This is a genomic window from Bacteroides sp. AM10-21B, from assembly GCF_003472565.1.
In the GTDB taxonomy this organism is placed as follows: Bacteria; Bacteroidota; Bacteroidia; order Bacteroidales; family Bacteroidaceae; genus Bacteroides; species Bacteroides propionicigenes.
Genome location: NZ_QRME01000014.1, coordinates 1 through 17,881, shown reverse-complemented (window position 1 = coordinate 17,881; position 17,881 = coordinate 1). Strand labels below are relative to the sequence as shown.

Annotated in this window: 17 protein-coding genes; 14 read left to right on the top strand and 3 right to left on the bottom strand. The window is 43.1% G+C overall.

The annotated features are described in order from the left end of the window. The first annotated feature begins 15 nt into the window (after positions 1 to 15). From DW121_RS15250 to nhaA, 13 genes are all read left to right on the top strand, one after another. Positions 16 to 1,278, top strand: a complete 1,263-nt coding sequence (locus DW121_RS15250) for a glycosyltransferase family 4 protein (RefSeq protein ID WP_118324415.1) — start codon at positions 16 to 18, stop codon at positions 1,276 to 1,278. A 2-nt stretch (positions 1,279 to 1,280) separates the two neighbouring features. After that, positions 1,281 to 2,360 (top strand): DUF1972 domain-containing protein, encoded by a 1,080-nt coding sequence (locus tag DW121_RS15245; RefSeq protein ID WP_118324412.1) that lies wholly within the window; start codon positions 1,281 to 1,283, stop codon positions 2,358 to 2,360. Between the two features lie 14 nt (positions 2,361 to 2,374). Beyond that, positions 2,375 to 2,596: a hypothetical protein gene (locus DW121_RS15240; protein WP_118324409.1), complete on the top strand. Its 222-nt coding sequence runs from the start codon at positions 2,375 to 2,377 to the stop codon at positions 2,594 to 2,596. Positions 2,597 to 2,785: 189 nt separating this feature from the next. Then, positions 2,786 to 5,248, top strand: a complete 2,463-nt coding sequence (pheT, locus tag DW121_RS15235; RefSeq protein ID WP_118324406.1) for a phenylalanine--tRNA ligase subunit beta — start codon at positions 2,786 to 2,788, stop codon at positions 5,246 to 5,248. A gap of 65 nt (positions 5,249 to 5,313) precedes the next feature. Further along, a complete protein-coding gene (locus DW121_RS15230; RefSeq protein ID WP_009121148.1) occupies positions 5,314 to 6,051 on the top strand; it encodes a YebC/PmpR family DNA-binding transcriptional regulator in 738 nt (245 codons plus the stop codon). Continuing rightward, positions 6,051 to 6,296, top strand: a complete 246-nt coding sequence (locus DW121_RS15225) for a TIGR03905 family TSCPD domain-containing protein (RefSeq protein WP_117711874.1) — start codon at positions 6,051 to 6,053, stop codon at positions 6,294 to 6,296. Before DW121_RS15230 ends, DW121_RS15225 begins: the two co-directional genes overlap by 1 nt. 261 nt (positions 6,297 to 6,557) lie before the next feature. Beyond that, complete coding sequence (locus tag DW121_RS15220; RefSeq protein ID WP_117711872.1) at positions 6,558 to 7,817, top strand: Nramp family divalent metal transporter; 1,260 nt, start codon at positions 6,558 to 6,560, stop codon at positions 7,815 to 7,817. Further along, positions 7,817 to 8,362, top strand: a complete 546-nt coding sequence (locus DW121_RS15215) for a methylated-DNA--[protein]-cysteine S-methyltransferase (RefSeq protein WP_117711871.1) — start codon at positions 7,817 to 7,819, stop codon at positions 8,360 to 8,362. Before DW121_RS15220 ends, DW121_RS15215 begins: the two co-directional genes overlap by 1 nt. 21 nt (positions 8,363 to 8,383) lie before the next feature. Continuing rightward, positions 8,384 to 9,148: an exodeoxyribonuclease III gene (locus DW121_RS15210; RefSeq protein ID WP_118324404.1), complete on the top strand. Its 765-nt coding sequence runs from the start codon at positions 8,384 to 8,386 to the stop codon at positions 9,146 to 9,148. Between the two features lie 9 nt (positions 9,149 to 9,157). After that, positions 9,158 to 9,616, top strand: coding sequence for a C-GCAxxG-C-C family protein (locus tag DW121_RS15205; RefSeq protein WP_117711867.1), 459 nt, complete (start codon positions 9,158 to 9,160; stop codon positions 9,614 to 9,616). A gap of 156 nt (positions 9,617 to 9,772) precedes the next feature. Next, positions 9,773 to 9,973: a winged helix-turn-helix domain-containing protein gene (locus DW121_RS15200; protein WP_018667975.1), complete on the top strand. Its 201-nt coding sequence runs from the start codon at positions 9,773 to 9,775 to the stop codon at positions 9,971 to 9,973. A 112-nt stretch (positions 9,974 to 10,085) separates the two neighbouring features. After that, positions 10,086 to 11,870: a translation elongation factor 4 gene (gene lepA / locus DW121_RS15195; protein WP_117711866.1), complete on the top strand. Its 1,785-nt coding sequence runs from the start codon at positions 10,086 to 10,088 to the stop codon at positions 11,868 to 11,870. Positions 11,871 to 12,003: 133 nt separating this feature from the next. Then, positions 12,004 to 13,317, top strand: a complete 1,314-nt coding sequence (gene nhaA, locus DW121_RS15190) for a Na+/H+ antiporter NhaA (RefSeq protein ID WP_118324402.1) — start codon at positions 12,004 to 12,006, stop codon at positions 13,315 to 13,317. A gap of 72 nt (positions 13,318 to 13,389) precedes the next feature. Here nhaA and rmuC read toward each other — a convergent pair whose 3' ends face one another. From rmuC to DW121_RS15175, 3 genes are all read right to left on the bottom strand, one after another. After that, a complete protein-coding gene (rmuC, locus tag DW121_RS15185; protein ID WP_117711863.1) occupies positions 13,390 to 14,838 on the bottom strand; it encodes a DNA recombination protein RmuC in 1,449 nt (482 codons plus the stop codon). An 8-nt stretch (positions 14,839 to 14,846) separates the two neighbouring features. Continuing rightward, positions 14,847 to 15,701, bottom strand: coding sequence for a type I methionyl aminopeptidase (gene map / locus DW121_RS15180; RefSeq protein WP_117711860.1), 855 nt, complete (start codon positions 15,699 to 15,701; stop codon positions 14,847 to 14,849). Between the two features lie 165 nt (positions 15,702 to 15,866). Continuing rightward, a complete protein-coding gene (locus DW121_RS15175; RefSeq protein WP_118324400.1) occupies positions 15,867 to 16,379 on the bottom strand; it encodes an outer membrane beta-barrel protein in 513 nt (170 codons plus the stop codon). 242 nt (positions 16,380 to 16,621) lie between these two features. Between DW121_RS15175 and araJ the strand changes: the two genes are divergently transcribed. Further along, positions 16,622 to 17,764 (top strand): MFS transporter AraJ, encoded by a 1,143-nt coding sequence (gene araJ, locus DW121_RS15170; RefSeq protein WP_118324398.1) that lies wholly within the window; start codon positions 16,622 to 16,624, stop codon positions 17,762 to 17,764. Positions 17,765 to 17,881 lie beyond the last annotated feature (117 nt).

The window sequence follows — 17,881 nt, the reverse complement described above, 5'->3', positions numbered from 1 at the left end:
CTTATAATTAAATATATGAAAATTTTGGTACATACTTTTTGGCTATCTCCCTATAGAGGATCGGAGTTTGCAGTTGCATGGGATTATATAACGACTATATCAAAATATCATGAATTATTTGTGATTTGTGGCTCATCAAGCTATACTCTTGGAGATTTTTCAGATTTAGATCGGTGGTTGGATAATAACACACTTGAAAATGTAACTTTTCTGAAAATAAAGCCTTCTCAAATATCATTAGTTTGTAATTTGGCATATAAGTATCATTTATCGTATTATAGTTTTTATTTTGCCTATAAACAATGGGAAAAAGAGGCTTATAAAGTTATTATGAGAAGCTCTATTATTTCAACCATTGATTTAATTCACTTTGTGGGTCCGGTGGGCTATAGAGAACCTGGATATTTGTGGAAACTTCCAAAACCTTATATTTGGGGGCCTATTGGCGGTTTTGAAAATATTAATTGGAATCTTTTAATGCATTTGAAAGGAAATCGTTTACGGCTTCTATTCCGTAATATAATTAATCCTCTTCAATACTATACAAATCTTCGGGTGAGAAAGGCTATGAAAAACGCTAATGTGGTCATTGCATGTACTCAAGGAAATGTAAACAAAATAGGGAAAATATATGGAAAGGAGGCATTTTATTTACCAGAGAATGGTATAAAATATATTCATAGACCGATAATATCTGTTCAGAAAAAAGAGAAACTTAATATTGTATGGATTGGTACTATGGAGGCTAGGAAAATGCCTAATATAGTCTTGGATGCTGTACTGAAAATGAAAAAAGTGAAGAATGTCGTTTTTCACATGATTGGTGGTGGTCCATTATTACCATGGTTTAAAAATTCTATTCGAAAACATGGACTTGAAGCAAATTTTGTAATTTATGGACAAGTTCCTAGAGAAAGAATATTCGACCTTTTGCCAGATTTTGATATACATATTATCACTTCTCTATTGGAAGCTAATACAACTGTGATTTGGGAGACAATGAGTTGGGGCATCCCAACTATATCATTAGATCATTTTGGTATGGCTGATGTTGTAAATGACTCTTGCGGTATCAAAATTCCAGTAAAAAAATATAGGCAAGTTGTGAACAGTTTGGCTGCTATTCTTGATAATCTGTCTATAAATTCTGAAGATATATTGCAACTAAAAAAAGGAGTATACCAAAATGCAGTAAAATACACTTGGAATAATCGTATTGATTTCTACGAAAGTTGTTATAAAAAAGCTATAATGGATTTTACCTTAAAAAATAAGTGAAAATGAATGTTTCAATTATCGGCACGGTAGGAGTACCGGCCAATTATGGTGGCTTTGAATCTTTAGTAGAAAATATCATTGGAGATAATTCTTCAAAAAATATTCATTATACTATTTATTGCAGTAGTAAGAACTACTCTCAAAAACTTCTTTCTTATAAAAATGCAAATTTGCAGTATATTCCTTTGAATGCCAATGGGAGTCAGAGTATCTTATATGATATAATATCTTTACTAAAGGCTACAACAAAGAGTGATGTAATTCTTGTTTTAGGTGTTTCCGGGTGTTGTTTCCTTCCTATATATCGGTTATTTTCCAGAAAACGTTTAGTTATCAATATTGACGGCTTGGAATATAAGCGCGATAAATGGGGGAAATGGACAAGACGTTTTTTGAAGTTCTCGGAGAAGATGGCCGTAAGGTACGGTGATGTGATAGTTGCAGATAATAAAGGCATTCAAGATTATGTGGCGAAAGAATATGGCAAGAAAGCCGCATTGATAGCTTATGGAGGTAACCATGTGTTGTGTGATATTTCGGAGATTGAAAATGAAGTGTTAGAAAAATGTGAACTGAAAAAAGGAGAGTACTCTTTTTCCCTTTGTAGAATAGAACCGGAAAATAACGTACATATAACCTTAGAAGCTTTTAAAACATCCGGTAAAAGACTAGTGTTTGTCGGAAATTGGGAAAGAAGTTTATATGGGAAAAAGTTATTGGAAACCTATTCTGACTGCAAGAATATTCATCTATTACCTCCTATATATGACTTGAAGATATTGAATGTATTGAGAAGTCATTGCTCTTTTTATATACATGGGCATAGTGCAGGAGGAACTAATCCTTCATTAGTGGAAGCAATGTTTTTCCAAAAACCAATATTGGCATTTGATGTCATATATAATAGGGAAGCAACAGAGCAAAAAGCTAATTATTATTCTTCAGCTGATGATTTGGTAAAGTTACTGCAGTTACCATATCCATCTTTTCAATTAAATGCAAATAGTATGATAGAGATTGCTCAAAGACGTTATCGATGGGAAGTTATTGCGCGACAGTATGAGATGTTATACGGTGAATAGAAACAATATATGTAATGGATATGAATTATAAACTTATTGATACTCAGAAAATCATTGACTACATAAACTCCTCTTTAGAAGAGATTAGGGTGGAGAATATCACTCAAAATTCCGGTGCTGACAAACTGCGAGTATATCCCGCACTATTCGAGTTAGAACAAGATGGGTTTATTGAAGTGCTGGAGCGAGAAGAGCTTGGTGCACCAATGGTGGTGTGTAGGCGAAGAGATTCTTAGACAAGTTCAGAGTGACTTTTATAATAAACGACAGGTAACAGCGGTTATTTTGTTTTAGGCGCAGCCGGAATCGCTTAGTTTAGTGATTCCGGCTGTTTTGTTTTATTTTCTTCTCTGATAATTCCCTGCCAACCAAAAAATCTTATTAACTTTGCGGGTCACTTTTGGAAACAATAAAAAAATAATGATATGAATATCTCTTATAATTGGTTGAAAGAGTATGTCGATTTCGATTTGACACCGGATGAAGTCGCCGCTGCACTGACTTCCATAGGATTGGAAACAGGAAGCGTAGAAGAGGTGCAAACCATTAAAGGCGGACTGGAAGGTCTGGTCATCGGAGAAGTGCTGACATGCGAAGCTCATCCTAATTCAGACCACATGCACATCACTACCGTAAATCTGGGACAGGGCGAGCCTGTACAGATTGTATGCGGTGCGCCTAACGTGGCTGCGGGACAGAAAGTAGTAGTAGCTACTTTGGGTGCAAAACTTTACGACGGTGATGAATGCTTTACAATTAAGAAATCAAAACTTCGTGGTGTAGAGTCCAACGGTATGATTTGTGCGGAAGATGAAATCGGCATCGGTACAGACCATGCGGGCATCATCGTACTGCCGGAAACGGCTGTGCCGGGCACACCTGCCAAAGACTATTATAACATTAAGAGCGACTACGTGCTGGAAGTGGATATTACTCCCAACCGCGCCGATGCTTGCTCGCACTACGGTGTGGCTCGCGATTTGTACGCTTATCTGGTACAGAACGGCCTGCCTACTTCTCTGAAGAAACCGTCTGTGGATGGTTTCGCCGTTGAGAACCAAGACCTTGATGTTAAGGTTACGGTGGAAAACAGTGAGGCCTGTCCGCGTTATGCCGGGGTGACTGTAAAAGGTGTAACCGTAAAGGAGAGCCCGGAATGGTTGCAAAACAAACTCCGTATCATCGGTTTGCGTCCTATTAATAATGTAGTGGATATTACGAACTACATCGTCCATGCATTCGGTCAGCCGCTTCATTGCTTCGATGCCGACAAGATTAAAGGCGGTGAGGTAATTGTGAAGACTATGCCCGAAGGTACTCCCTTTGTCACTTTAGATGGTGTAGAGCGTAAACTGAGCGAACGCGACCTGATGATTTGCAACAAAGAAGAGGCAATGTGTATCGCCGGAGTATTCGGTGGATTGGATTCCGGTTCTATGGAAACGACCAAAGATGTATTCCTTGAAAGCGCTTATTTCCATCCGACTTGGGTGCGTAAGACAGCCCGTCGTCATGGTTTGAATACGGATGCTTCTTTCCGCTTTGAAAGAGGTATCGACCCGAACGCTACCCTTTACTGCTTGAAACTGGCTGCGATGATGGTGAAGGAACTTGCCGGCGGAACTATCTCTTCCGATATAAAGGATGTATGCGCCGCTCCTGCCCAAGATTTCAGGGTGGAACTCTCTTATGAGAAGGTTCATTCATTGGTGGGCAAAATTATTCCGGTAGAAACTATAAAGAGCATCGTAACAAGTCTGGAAATGAAGATTGTCAGTGAAACGGCAGAGGGCTTGATGCTGGATGTTCCGCCTTATCGTGTGGATGTACAGCGCGACTGCGATGTAATAGAAGATATTCTCCGTATTTACGGTTATAATAATGTAGAGATTCCGACAGCCTTGAAGTCCAGCCTGACAACGAAAGGCGAATGGGACAAGTCCAACAGATTACAAAATCTGGTTGCCGAACAATTGGTGGGTTGCGGTTTCAATGAGATTTTGAATAACTCGCTGACGCGCGCCGCATATTATGACGGATTGGAGTCTTATCCCTCCAAGAACCTCGTGATGTTGATGAACCCGCTTAGTGCAGACTTGAACGCCATGCGTCAGTCTTTGCTGTTTGGCGGGCTGGAGAGCATCTCTCATAATGCCAACCGCAAGAATGCCGATTTGAGATTCTTTGAATTCGGCAACTGTTATTACTTCAACGAAGAGAAGCGTAATCCAGAAAAGGCGCTTGCTCCTTACTCAGAAGATTATCATCTGGGCTTATGGGTTACCGGTAAAAGGGTTTCCAACTCATGGGCACACCAAGACGAGGATAGCTCCGTATATGAATTGAAGGCGTATGTTGAAAATATATTTGCCCGTCTCGGATTGCAGATGCACGATTTGGTGGTAGGTAATCTTACGGACGACATATATGCTGCGGCCTTATCCGTACAGACAAGAGGCGGTAAGCGTTTGGCCACATTCGGTGTGGTGACAAGAAAACTACTGAAAGCGTTCGACATCGACAATGAAGTGTACTATGCCGACCTGAACTGGAAAGAGTTGATGAAGGCGGTTAAGAACGTTAAAGTAAACTATACCGAGATTTCCAAGTTCCCGGCTGTGAAACGCGATCTCGCTTTACTGCTTGACAAGAAAGTGCAGTTTGCAGAAATTGAGAAAATTGCCTATGAAACGGAGAAGAAGCTACTGAAGGAAGTGTCTCTCTTCGATGTCTATGAAGGCAAGAATCTGGAAGCCGGAAAGAAATCGTATGCCGTAAGCTTCTTGCTGCAGGATGAAAATCAGACGTTGAACGACAAAATGATTGATAAAATCATGTCCAAGCTGGTGAAGAACCTGGAAGACAAGCTGGGGGCGAAACTTCGTTAAAAAAAGTTTTATAATTCTCATATAACTCATAATTCATAATTTATAACTCATAAATATTTATTCCAATGGGAAGAGCGTTTGAATATAGAAAAGCTGCCAAATTGAAAAGATGGGGTCATATGGCTAAGACCTTTACAAGACTGGGTAAACAAATTGCTATTGCAGTGAAAGCCGGAGGGCCTGAGCCGGAAAATAATCCGACATTGCGTTCCGTTATCGCTACTTGTAAGCGTGAAAACATGCCGAAGGATAACATTGAACGCGCTATCAAAAACGCAATGGGTAAAGACCAGAGTGACTACAAGAGCATGACTTATGAAGGATACGGACCTCATGGTGTAGCTGTATTCGTTGATACTTTGACCGACAATCCCACTCGCACAGTGGCGGATGTACGCAGTGTATTCAACAAGTTTGGCGGAAACTTGGGTACAATGGGCTCATTGGCTTTCTTGTTCGACCATAAATGTGTGTTCACTTTCAAGAAGAAAGACGGAATGGATATGGAAGAGTTCATTCTTGATATGATTGACTTCGACATTGACGAAGATTATGAAGAGGATGAAGAAGAAGGCACAATCACCATCTATGGCGACCCGAAAAGCTATGCAGCTATCCAGAAACACTTGGAAGAAGGTGGATTTGAGGACGTCGGCGGTGAATTTACCTATATCGCAAATGACTTGAAGGATGTTGAGCCGGAACATCGTGAAACTATCGATAAAATGGTGGAACGTCTGGAAGAGTTTGACGATGTACAGACGGTTTATACCAATATGAAGCCGGAAGAAAGCGAAGAATAATGACTTATACTTACAAGACTAAAGGCACGTGCAGTAGTAATATCGAACTTGAAGTGGAAGACGGAATCGTAAAGGACATTGCATTCTGGGGTGGCTGTAACGGCAATCTGCAGGGGCTGTCCCGCTTGGTTACCGGAATGCCGGTAAGTGAGGTGATTTCCCGTTTGGAAGGTATCCGCTGTGGCGGACGTCCCACTTCTTGTCCCGACCAGCTTTGTAAAGCGTTGCACGAAATGGGATATTAAATCTGCTTTGATTAAAAAAGGGGGAATTTTTAAAAGAGGGGTGTCAAAACGAATTTCAGCTATCATTCTGTCATTCAGAACGGAGTGAAGAATCTCTTCTCCTTACATAATAAGAGAGAAGATTCTTCGTCACAAGTTCCTCTGAATGAAAGAATGATACCTGAAATTCATTTTAGTACATCCCTTTTTGATTTTGAACCAAGTTATAGTGTATTTGTTTTTTATTTGAGTACTTTTATACTCCCAAATAAAAACAACACAATGAAGAATATTTTTAAAGATTTACAACGGAAAGACCACAAACGTTATCTGGGTGGTTTGGACGTATTCAGATATATCGGTCCGGGACTGTTGGTTACGGTAGGTTTTATTGATCCGGGAAACTGGGCGTCAAATTTTGCGGCAGGTTCGGAATTCGGTTATTCACTGTTGTGGGTAGTGACCCTTTCCACCATTATGCTGATAATCTTGCAGCATAATGTGGCCCACTTGGGCATCGTCACCGGATTGTGCTTGTCGGAGGCTGCCACGCAGTACACTCCCAAATGGGTATCACGCCCTATACTGGGAACGGCTGTGCTGGCTTCCATATCTACCTCTCTGGCTGAAATATTAGGTGGAGCCATTGCACTGCAAATGTTGCTGGATATCCCGATTGTGTGGGGTTCGGTGCTGACTACGGTTTTCGTTTCGGTAATGCTTTTCACTAACTCCTACAAGAAGATTGAAAGAGCTATCATTGCATTTGTGTCCGTTATAGGACTTTCATTCATCTACGAGCTTTTTCTTGTCAAGATTGATTGGCATATGGCTGTACAGGGCTGGGTGACTCCTTCGTTTCCGGAAGGGAGTATGCTCATCATTATGAGCGTACTTGGTGCTGTGGTGATGCCTCATAATCTGTTTCTCCACTCGGAAGTGATACAGAGCCATGAGTACAATAAGCAGGATGATGCTTCTATCCGTAAAGTATTGAAGTATGAATTATTTGATACGTTGTTCTCCATGGTTGTGGGGTGGGCCATTAACAGTGCAATGATATTGCTGGCGGCTGCCACTTTCTTTAAGAGCGGAATTCAGGTAGAAGAATTGCAGCAGGCAAAATCATTGTTGGACCCGTTGCTGGGAAGTAGCGCTGCGATAGTATTTGCGTTGGCTTTGCTGATGGCGGGCATATCTTCGACGATTACGAGCGGCATGGCGGCAGGTTCCATTTTTGCCGGCATATTCGGTGAATCATATCACATTAAGGACAGTCACTCGCAGGTGGGAGTAATTCTTTCTTTGGGTATTGCCTTATTATTGATTTTCTTTATCGGTGACCCGTTTAAAGGATTACTGATTTCTCAAATGATATTAAGCATACAGCTACCGTTTACCGTATTCTTGCAAGTGAGCCTTACTTCATCCCGTAAAGTAATGGGACCATACGTAAACAGTAAGTGGAGCACATTTGTACTCTATACGATTGCAGCTATTGTGACAATATTGAATATAATGTTATTAATATCAAGCTTATAATGAAACATTCCCTGTTAAACGAAAGGTTCGTAACGATAGAATCTATAGCTTATTCTTTTGCGGATACATTTCTGGGAGAAATGTTGGTTGCTTCTACGTCTAAAGGCGTGTGTTATATGGCATTCGTAACCGGAAGCAGAGATGCTGCATTGGCCGAGATGACAAGCCGGTTTCCCGGAACTTGCTTTGAAGAACATACGGACGAGTATCAGCGCAAGGCCTTGAATGCTTTGTCTGCGGATAAGGATAATAGGGATGTTGTGCCTTTGCACTTGAAAGGAACTGATTTTCAGTTGCGTGTGTGGCAGGAACTGCTAAAAATACCTTTCGGTGAAACGGCTACGTACAGTGAGATTGCTGCCGCACTGCAATCTCCCAAAGCGTGCCGGGCCGTAGGGTCGGCTATCGGTTGGAATCCTGTTTCCGTTTTGATTCCCTGTCATCGGGTGCTACGTACGGATGGTGCTCTTGGTGGTTATCATTGGGGATTGGAACGTAAAATTCAATTGTTGGAGTGGGAGAAGCAGCATAAAGTAACTGAATAGATAAACTCAAAACAGACAGACATGAAGATTATAACTTACAATGTAAACGGTTTGCGCGCTGCCGTGGCCAAGGGGCTTCCCGAATGGTTGGCGAGTGAGCAGCCGGATGTGTTGTGCTTACAGGAAACCAAACTGCAGCCGGAACAATACCCTGCAGAAGCGCTTAATGCATTGGGCTACAAGCATTATCTGTATTCCGCCCAAAAGAAAGGATATAGCGGAGTCGCTATCTTGACTAAACGTGAACCGGACCATGTGGAATATGGTATGGGTATTGAAGAGTACGATAATGAAGGGCGGTTTATCCGTGCCGATTATGGCGATATGTCCATTGTGAGTGTTTATCATCCTTCGGGAACAAGCGGTGACGAGCGTCAGGCCTTTAAAATGGTGTGGCTGGAGAAGTTCCGGCAATATGTGGTAGAGTTGCAACACACCCGTCCCAAGCTGATTCTCTGCGGTGATTATAATATCTGCCATGAAGCAATAGATATTCACGATCCTGTTCGTAATGCCACAAACAGTGGTTTCTTGCCTGAAGAAAGAGAGTGGATGACCCGCTTTCTGAATGAAGGATTTATAGATACTTTCCGCCAGCTGCACCCTGACAAACAGGAATATACATGGTGGAGTTACCGTTTTAATTCGCGGGCAAAGAATAAAGGCTGGCGTATAGATTATTGCATGGTGAATGAGCCGGTACGTCCGATGCTGAAAGAAGCGCGTATTCTGAACGATGCGGTACATTCGGACCATTGCCCTATGATGTTGGAGATTACAGATTAAGATAATAAGATGATGAAAGACAGGATAGAGAAAGCCGTTGAGTTGTTTAAGAGCGGCTATAACTGTTCGCAATCGGTAGTAGCTGCCTTTGCTGATATGTACGGTTTTACGGAAGAGCAATCTTTGCGTATGTCCGCCTCTTTTGGCGGCGGTATCGGGCGGATGCGTCAGACTTGTGGTGCTGCCTGCGGTATGTTCTTGTTGGCGGGATTGGAAAAAGGCGCCGTAGACGGTAAAGACCGTGAGGGAAAAGCCGCTAACTATGCATTGGTACAGGAACTTGCTGAAGAATTCAAGAAACGTAACGGTTCGATGATTTGCGCCGAATTACTGGGGCTGAAAAAGCCGGAGGAGTCCTCCGTTCCCGAAGCCCGTACGGAACAGTATTATGCCAAACGTCCCTGTGCTAAAATGGTAGAAGGAGCTGCGACAATATGGGCTGAGTACTTGGAAAAACAGCAAAAATAAGATGATTTTAGCCGTTTTTATAACAGGAATATGAAAAAAAATAGAGTTAACGTGTTATATAACATAAAAATAGCTATCTTTGCCGCTGAAATAAAATCTGATTTCTTCTTGATGGAAACGGATTTTTAAGCATGTCTAACTAAAAATAAAGAGAAAATGTTAAAAGAAAAAGCTGGTGAAACTGCAGGAAAAATTTGGAATGCACTGAATGAAACTGAAGGTTTAACTGCTAAACAAATCAAGAAAGCCACAAAATTGGTAGATAAAGATTTGTTCTTGGGTCTTGGCTGGTTATTGAGGGAAGACAAGATTTCTACTCAAGAAGTTGAAGGCGAACTGTTTGTAAAGCTGAACTAAGAAAGAGATTGGAATGTTATAAAAAATGCGTTGATACATTTGATATGTTATCAACGCATTTTTTTTTGTCTTCTCCTTTTTGTATCTTTGCACACCAAAATTTTAGAAACGAATGAAAAAGAATATACGTAACTTTTGCATCATAGCCCATATCGATCATGGTAAGTCAACTTTGGCCGACCGTCTGTTGGAGTTCACCAATACTATCCAAGTAACTGAAGGACAGATGCTGGATGATATGGATTTGGAAAAGGAGAGAGGTATCACCATTAAGAGCCATGCTATCCAGATGGAGTATATGTACAAGGGCGAGAAGTATATTCTGAACTTGATTGATACTCCGGGACACGTGGACTTTTCCTACGAGGTGTCCCGTTCCATTGCTGCCTGTGAAGGCGCGTTGCTTATTGTAGACGCTTCACAGGGCGTGCAGGCACAGACCATCTCTAATCTTTATATGGCCATTGAGCACGATTTGGAGATTATTCCGGTAATCAATAAATGTGATATGGCAAGTGCCATGCCCGAAGAGGTAGAGGATGAAATCGTGGAATTGCTCGGCTGCAAGCGTGAAGAGATAATCCGTGCTTCCGGTAAGACGGGAATGGGTGTTGAGGAAATTCTTGCGGCAGTTGTCGAGCGTATTCCTCATCCCGAAGGTGATGAAGAGGCACCCTTGCAGGCTTTGATATTCGACTCCGTATTCAATTCTTTCCGCGGTATTATAGCCTATTTCAAGATTGTGAACGGTGTGATACGTAAAGGAGATAAAGTGAAGTTCTTCAATACGGGCAAGGAATACGATGCGGATGAGATAGGTGTGCTGAAGATGGATATGGTTGCCCGTCAGGAACTGCGTACGGGCGATGTAGGCTATATTATTTCGGGCATTAAGACTTCCAAAGAAGTAAAAGTGGGCGATACGATTACACATATAGCCCGTCCGTGTAAGGAAGCGATTGCCGGTTTTGAAGAAGTGAAACCAATGGTTTTTGCCGGTGTATATCCCATTGAGGCGGAAGACTTTGAGGACTTGCGCTCTTCTTTGGAAAAACTGCAACTGAATGATGCTTCACTGACTTTCCAGCCTGAATCTTCATTAGCTTTAGGCTTTGGCTTCCGTTGCGGATTTCTGGGATTGCTCCACATGGAGATTGTACAGGAACGTTTGGATCGTGAATTTGATATGAATGTGATTACCACTGTGCCGAACGTATCATACAATATCTACGACAAGCAAGGACACATGACCGAGGTGCACAACCCCGGCAGTATGCCCGATCCTACTCTGATAGACCGCATTGAAGAACCTTATATCCGTGCGTCCGTGATTACCACCACGGATTATATCGGCCCGATTATGACACTTTGTCTGGGCAAGCGCGGCGAGCTGGTGAAACAGGAGTATATTTCCGGTAATCGTGTGGAGATATATTATGATATGCCGCTGGGTGAAATCGTTATAGACTTTTACGATAAGCTGAAAAGTATTTCCAAAGGATATGCTTCTTTCGATTATCATGCAAACGGTTTTCGTCCCTCCAAACTGGTGAAGCTGGATATCCTCTTGAATGGCGAACCGGTGGATGCCCTTTCTACCTTGACGCACTTTGACAATGCATACGAACTGGGACGCCGTATGTGTGAGAAGCTGAAAGATCTGATTCCGAGACAACAGTTTGATATCGCCATTCAGGCGGCTATCGGTGCCAAGATTATTTCCCGCGAGACAATAAAGGCTGTTCGCAAGGACGTTACGGCTAAATGTTATGGCGGTGACGTGAGCCGTAAACGAAAATTGCTTGAGAAACAGAAGCGGGGTAAGAAAAGAATGAAACAGATTGGTAATGTAGAAGTGCCACAGAAAGCGTTCTTGGCTGTGCTGAAATTGGATTAGTTGCTAAAATCTCCTCTTTTAATTATCAAGAGAAGAGATTCTTCACTACGTTCAGAATGACAGAGTGATAGGGCTTTTACGTTTTGACACAACCTCTTTCCCGGAGAATGATGAAACCTTAAATCAAATATTTATGATAATTCTACGTACTGTGAAAAACATTTCATCGCTGAATATAGTGGCGAGCATTCTTTTATTTCTGACTGCTATCTTGGCTGCTGTTGTAGCCAACTCGTCTTTATCGCTGATATATCAGGATTTTTTGCTTCAAGAGCTTCATTTGCGTATCGGGAACTTCAATCTGCTTTCTCATGGCGGGCATCCGTTGAAGATGATAGAGTTCATAAACGACTGCCTGATGACTGTTTTCTTTTTGGCAGTGGGATTGGAGATAAAGCGTGAGTTGTTGGTCGGTGAATTGTCCTCTGTCCGAAAGGCGGCTTTGCCTTTCATTGCAGCATGCGGCGGTATGCTGGTTCCGGTTATCATCTATTCGCTTCTTGTAATTTCCGGTACTCCCGAAACGCGTGGTATGGCTATTCCCATGGCTACGGATATTGCTTTTTCTTTGGGAGTACTCAGCTTGCTGGGCAAGCGTGTTCCGTTGAGTCTGAAGATATTTCTAACGGCATTCGCTGTGGTGGATGATATTGGCGGAATATTGGTTATCGCGCTGTTTTATAGTGCTGACGTGGCATACGGATATTTGATAGTAGCGGCTGTTTTATATGTATTTCTTTACTATATGGGTAAGTTAGGAGTGACGCAGAAGATATTCTTTTTGTTCTTCGGTATAATTATCTGGTATTTGTTTTTGCAATCGGGCATACATAGCACAATCTCAGGTGTGATACTGGCATTTGTGATACCGGCGCGTCCCCGTCTGGATGCAGGTAAATATATCAAGCGCATTCGTGATATTATAGGAGAGTTTCCGGTTTCCAAATCAGATAATATCGTGCTGACTAATGCACAGATTGCTACGTTGAAACAAGTGGAACAGGCATCCGATTATGTTATTAGTCCGTTGCAGTCATTGGAAGACAATCTGCATGGAACTGTGAACTTTGTAATTTTGCCGCTGTTTGCTTTTGCCAATGCCGGTGTGGTGTTCAGCGGTAGCGGAAATATTGTGGGAGATGTAAGTGTGGCTGTGGCTGCCGGTTTGCTTTTAGGTAAATTCCTGGGCATATATCTGTTTACGTGGCTGGCGATAAAAAGCGGTTTGGCCTTGATGCCTGCGGGGATGAACTGGAGGAATATAGCCGGTGTTTCCTTGCTGGGCGGTATCGGCTTTACCGTATCTTTGTTCATTGCCAATCTTTCGTTTGCGGGCGAGTATCCGGAATTACTGAATCAGGCGAAGTTCGGTGTACTTCTGGGAACGATACTTGCCGGAATATCGGGCTATGTGGTATTGAATAAGGTGCTGCCGAGGGAAAAGTAAGAATATCTTCCCTTTCGGACAGCGTTCTTCATCTTTCAGAACATAGGTCTTTTTAAGGTTATTATCAGGCCTTTATTTTTCGTCTTCTTGTTCTGTATCTTCTTGTGCTTCTTCTTTGGGGAGCAGTCTTGCCGAGATGCGTTTCTTCGGAGTGAGGCTCATGTCTTTCAGCATTTCTGCTTGGCGGACTACGCTTCCATTGCCTTCGGACAGTTGGTTAAGCGCCTTGTCGTAGTCTTTTTGCAAGGCTGCCATGCGGTCGCCGAGGGTGAGGAAGGTATCGGTGAAACCCACAATCTTTTCGTACAGGGCCGTACCGCGCTTGATGATGGCCTGTACGTTTTTCACTTGGTTTTCCCGTTTCCACAGGTCGAGTGAAAGACGCAGGGCGCTGATGAGGTTAGTGGGGCTCATAAGTACGACTTTCTTGTTGTAGGCATACTCCCAAAGATTGGCGTCGCTTTGTATGGCAAGCAGGTAAGCGCCTTCTGTGGGGATGAACATCATAACGAAGTCCGGCGACTTGATGTCGTAGTGCGAATAGTCTTTCAGGCTGAGTTCGTCAATGTGGTTGCGTACAGATTGCAAATGCGCTTTGAGCCAGCGCATCTGTTCTTCGCGGTCTTCGGCGGATGTATAGGCGGCGTAGGCGGTGAGGGAAACTTTGGAGTCTATTATCATCTCTCGTTCGTCGGGATACTTGATGAGGATGTCCGGTTGCATCTTCTGGCCGCTTTCTTCGCTGACAATCACTTCACCGCGTTCGTCTTTGAGAAACTCCTGACGGAAATAGTGTTCGCCCTCAATCAGACCGGATGCTTGCAACAGACGTTCCAAAATCATTTCGCCCCAGTTGCCTTGCATCTTGGAGTCACCTTTCAAGGCGCGTGTCAGGTTGTTGGCGTCTTCACTGAGGCGGTTATTTAACTCCACCAGTTCCTTGATGCGCTCTCCCAGTGAAAAGCGCTCTTTGGCTTCGGTGCTGTATACTTGCTCTACCTTTTCCTTGAAGTCTTTTATTTTTTCGTCCAGCGGTCGCAGAAGATTGCCTAAATGCTCGGCATTCAGCTTGGTGAAATCTTCTGTCTTGCTTTGAAAAATGCGGTTTGAAAGGTTTTCAAACTCGGTATTCATACGCTTATGCAGGGCTTCGGCTTCTTCTTTTTGTTGTGCGAGACGTTGTTCCCATTGCCGTTGTTGTTCGGTGATGCGTTCTCCGAAAGAACGTTCCTGTTCGGCAAGGCGTTCGTTGAAGCTGTGTGCCTGTTCGGAAATACGCTCGGCAAACAGCCGCTCTTGTGCGCTAAGGCGTTCCGCAGCTTGGCGGCCGGCTTCCTGCAAGCGTTCCTCTGCAATGGAACGTTCGCGGATGATGCGCTCTTCGGCAGTACGGTTCAGTAAAGCTTCACGTTCTCCGGCGGCTTCTACTTGTGTTTTTAGGGCAGCGGCTTTTCTGCCGGCTATCAGATAGCCGATGATGGCTCCTGCGATAATCCCAACGAGTAATAGTGTGATATTCATAATTGTGTTTATTGTGTCAGTATCTCGTTCCCGTCTTCGGTAATAAGAATCATGCTTTCCCATTGGGCGGAAGGCAGACCATCGTCCGTGCATACAGTCCAACCGTCGGCTTCGTCAATAAAAACCTCGTATGTGCCCATATTAATCATCGGTTCGATAGTGAACGTCATGCCCGGTACTATCAGCATACCTGTACCGCGTTTGCCGAAGTGTTCTACATCCGGTTCTTCGTGGAACTTGATGCCCACGCCATGCCCACAGAGGTCGCGTACTACACTGTAACCGTTCTTTTCGGCATGCTCCTGAATGGCAGCGCCCACATCGCCCAATCGTGCCCAAGGCTGCGCGGTTTGTATGCCGATGTCACGGCACTCTTTGGTAACCTGCACCAAACGTTGCATTTCGGGACGGACATCTCCAATCATATACATACGGGATGCGTCGGAGAAATATCCTTTATATATGGTAGATACATCCACATTTACAATATCTCCGCTGCGCAGAAACTCTTTCGTACTGGGGATGCCATGACACACTACATCATTGATGCTGACACATACGCTCTTCGGAAATCCCTCATATTGAAAAGGAGCGGGGATGGCATCGTGGTCTGTCGTGAAACAATATACCATGTGGTCTATCTCTGCGGTGGACATCCCTTCGCGGATATTTTCTGAAATATAATTGAGCAATGCAGTATTTATTTTTGCACTTTCGCGTATGCCTGCCAGTTGTTCTTCCGTACGCAGCAAATGACGTGACGGTAATTTGTATCCCTCTCTCTTATAATATTGAATCTTAGCTTCTACTTCGTCGGAATAGTTTTTAGGAGCAAACCGGACTCCTTTCACGAACTTCTTCATTATTGCATATTTTATAAACGATGTGCAAAAATACGAATAATTTGGGTGCGAGTATTTATAATGTTTGAATAATTAGAAACCAATCTGTACTTTAATGATATGCGGACAATAAAAAAGGGATGCTGAACAAAGCATCCCTTAGGGCATATAAATGTTGTGTGCAAATTAGAATTCGTAGTGGAAACCGAATGAAAGGTCTTCGCTTGTAAAGTTGAAACCATAGCCGCTGTCTGTAGCCATATAATCGTCTCTGTAGCCCAAAAAGCCGCATTTGGCAACTAAACTGAACTTGTTATTCAGCTTAACGGCGATACCCGGTTTGAAACCGAGTTCAAAGCCGTTTACAGAATCACTTCCTTTTATCTTTTGAGTAGAGAAGCCGAAACCACCGTCAACGAACAGACGGACAACCTTGTTTTCATAATAAGAGTAACGTGCATATGGGGCGAGGCCGAAAGCATTGTATTTACCTTCGTCCAATTTGCTGTGTGCAAATGTCAACACACCTCCAACTGCCCATTTCTCGTTCAGGTTGTAACCAACTTCCGGGTTCAGTGCAAAAATCGTTGCATCGATATCTTCACTGTGCCACCAAGTTACACTTCCGCCAACATACACTTGTGCTTTTACTGATAAAGCAGTCATTGCTACAAATAATAAGATTGCAAATTTCTTCATTTTCCTTTTACCTTTTAGTTATACAAATTGTTATCGAATTATAATAAGAACGTGTCCGAACTCTGAATGACAGGATAGTTAAGCTCTTATTGACGCGTTCTTTTTCGGTACGCAAAAATATAGGTTATATTCATATTGTACAAATTTTTAGTTACTTTTTTATAAAATAAGTACTTTTGAGACATACAATGTATTACTTTTGCAGCGGTAAAAAGTTTGTTTTATAGGTTGTATTTTTTCAGATGAAGAAGAGTCTTATTGCGTTAGCATTCGGTACGTTGGGATTGGGGATTGCCGAATTTACAATGATGGGGATTTTGCCCTATGTTGCCCAAGATTTGAATATCAGTATCCCGGTTGCGGGACATTTTATTTCTGCCTACGCGCTGGGTGTTTGTGCCGGCGCTCCTATGCTGATTTTGGCACGTAAACGTCCGTTGAAACATATCTTGTTGGTATTGATGGCTTTGATGCTGGTAGGAAACCTGGGTGCTGCAATGGCTCCCGATTACTGGTTGCTACTGGCTGCACGTTTCATTTCGGGATTGCCGCATGGGGCATATTTCGGAGTTGCTTCCATTGTGGCTGGCAAGTTGGCGGACGAGGGGAAAAGTTCTGAAGCCGTATCCATTATGATAGCGGGCATGACAGTTGCCAACCTGTTCGGTGTACCGTTGGGCACTTCTTTGAGCCATATGCTCTCTTGGCGGGTTACATTCTTGCTGGTAGGTTGTTGGGGGTTGATAGTTCTTTATTATATATGGCGGTGGGTTCCGGCGGTGGAGGGATTGAAAGATACCGGCTTCAAAGGACAATTCCGCTTCTTGAAGACACCGGCTCCCTGGCTGATATTGGGAGCGACGGCTTTGGGTAACGGTGGTGTTTTTTGTTGGTATAGTTACATTACGCCATTGCTGACCAATGTCTCGGGCTTTAGTGCGGAAAGCGTGACGGCGTTAATGGTTTTGGCAGGCTTTGGCATGGTGGTCGGCAATCTGGTGAGTGGCCGGCTTTCGGATAAATATACTCCGGGCAAGGTGGGGACGATAGTACAGGGTATGATTTGCATTGTACTGTTGATGATATTCTTTCTGTCTCCCAATCCATGGTGTTCAGCTATATTGATGGCGCTTTGTACGGCGGGATTGTTTGCTGTTTCAAGCCCCGAACAGGTTTTGATTATTCGTGTGGCTCCCGGTGGAGAAATGCTGGGCGGTGCTTGTGTGCAAATGGCTTTCAACTTGGGCAATGCCATCGGAGCGTATGTGGGTGGCTTGGCTCTTAGTGGCGGATATCGCTATCCGGCATTGGCAGGCGTACCTTTTGCATTGACCGGTTTTATCTTATTCTTTATCTTCTACAAGAAATTTCAGGCGAAGTATTAAGCGTTTCAATATTTTTATGTATGTTTGCATAAACAGCTTTGTCTGCACAAGAACGAGAGAAATTAATAGATAAACCTGTTGGCGGAATTAATTTAGTGCATACTTAATTCTGCCAAT

Bases quoted from the DNA above. Each gene is read 5' to 3' on its own strand.
- DW121_RS15250 (WP_118324415.1), top strand. From the start codon at position 16: ATGAAAATTTTGGTACATACTTTTTGGCTATCTCCCTATAGAGGATCG.
- DW121_RS15245 (WP_118324412.1), top strand. From the start codon at position 1,281: ATGAATGTTTCAATTATCGGCACGGTAGGAGTACCGGCCAATTATGGT.
- DW121_RS15240 (WP_118324409.1), top strand. From the start codon at position 2,375: ATGGATATGAATTATAAACTTATTGATACTCAGAAAATCATTGACTAC.
- pheT (WP_118324406.1), top strand. From the start codon at position 2,786: ATGAATATCTCTTATAATTGGTTGAAAGAGTATGTCGATTTCGATTTG.
- DW121_RS15230 (WP_009121148.1), top strand. From the start codon at position 5,314: ATGGGAAGAGCGTTTGAATATAGAAAAGCTGCCAAATTGAAAAGATGG.
- DW121_RS15225 (WP_117711874.1), top strand. From the start codon at position 6,051: ATGACTTATACTTACAAGACTAAAGGCACGTGCAGTAGTAATATCGAA.
- DW121_RS15220 (WP_117711872.1), top strand. From the start codon at position 6,558: ATGAAGAATATTTTTAAAGATTTACAACGGAAAGACCACAAACGTTAT.
- DW121_RS15215 (WP_117711871.1), top strand. From the start codon at position 7,817: ATGAAACATTCCCTGTTAAACGAAAGGTTCGTAACGATAGAATCTATA.
- DW121_RS15210 (WP_118324404.1), top strand. From the start codon at position 8,384: ATGAAGATTATAACTTACAATGTAAACGGTTTGCGCGCTGCCGTGGCC.
- DW121_RS15205 (WP_117711867.1), top strand. From the start codon at position 9,158: ATGATGAAAGACAGGATAGAGAAAGCCGTTGAGTTGTTTAAGAGCGGC.
- DW121_RS15200 (WP_018667975.1), top strand. From the start codon at position 9,773: ATGTTAAAAGAAAAAGCTGGTGAAACTGCAGGAAAAATTTGGAATGCA.
- lepA (WP_117711866.1), top strand. From the start codon at position 10,086: ATGAAAAAGAATATACGTAACTTTTGCATCATAGCCCATATCGATCAT.
- nhaA (WP_118324402.1), top strand. From the start codon at position 12,004: ATGATAATTCTACGTACTGTGAAAAACATTTCATCGCTGAATATAGTG.
- rmuC (WP_117711863.1), bottom strand. From the start codon at position 14,838: ATGAATATCACACTATTACTCGTTGGGATTATCGCAGGAGCCATCATC.
- map (WP_117711860.1), bottom strand. From the start codon at position 15,701: ATGAAGAAGTTCGTGAAAGGAGTCCGGTTTGCTCCTAAAAACTATTCC.
- DW121_RS15175 (WP_118324400.1), bottom strand. From the start codon at position 16,379: ATGAAGAAATTTGCAATCTTATTATTTGTAGCAATGACTGCTTTATCA.
- araJ (WP_118324398.1), top strand. From the start codon at position 16,622: ATGAAGAAGAGTCTTATTGCGTTAGCATTCGGTACGTTGGGATTGGGG.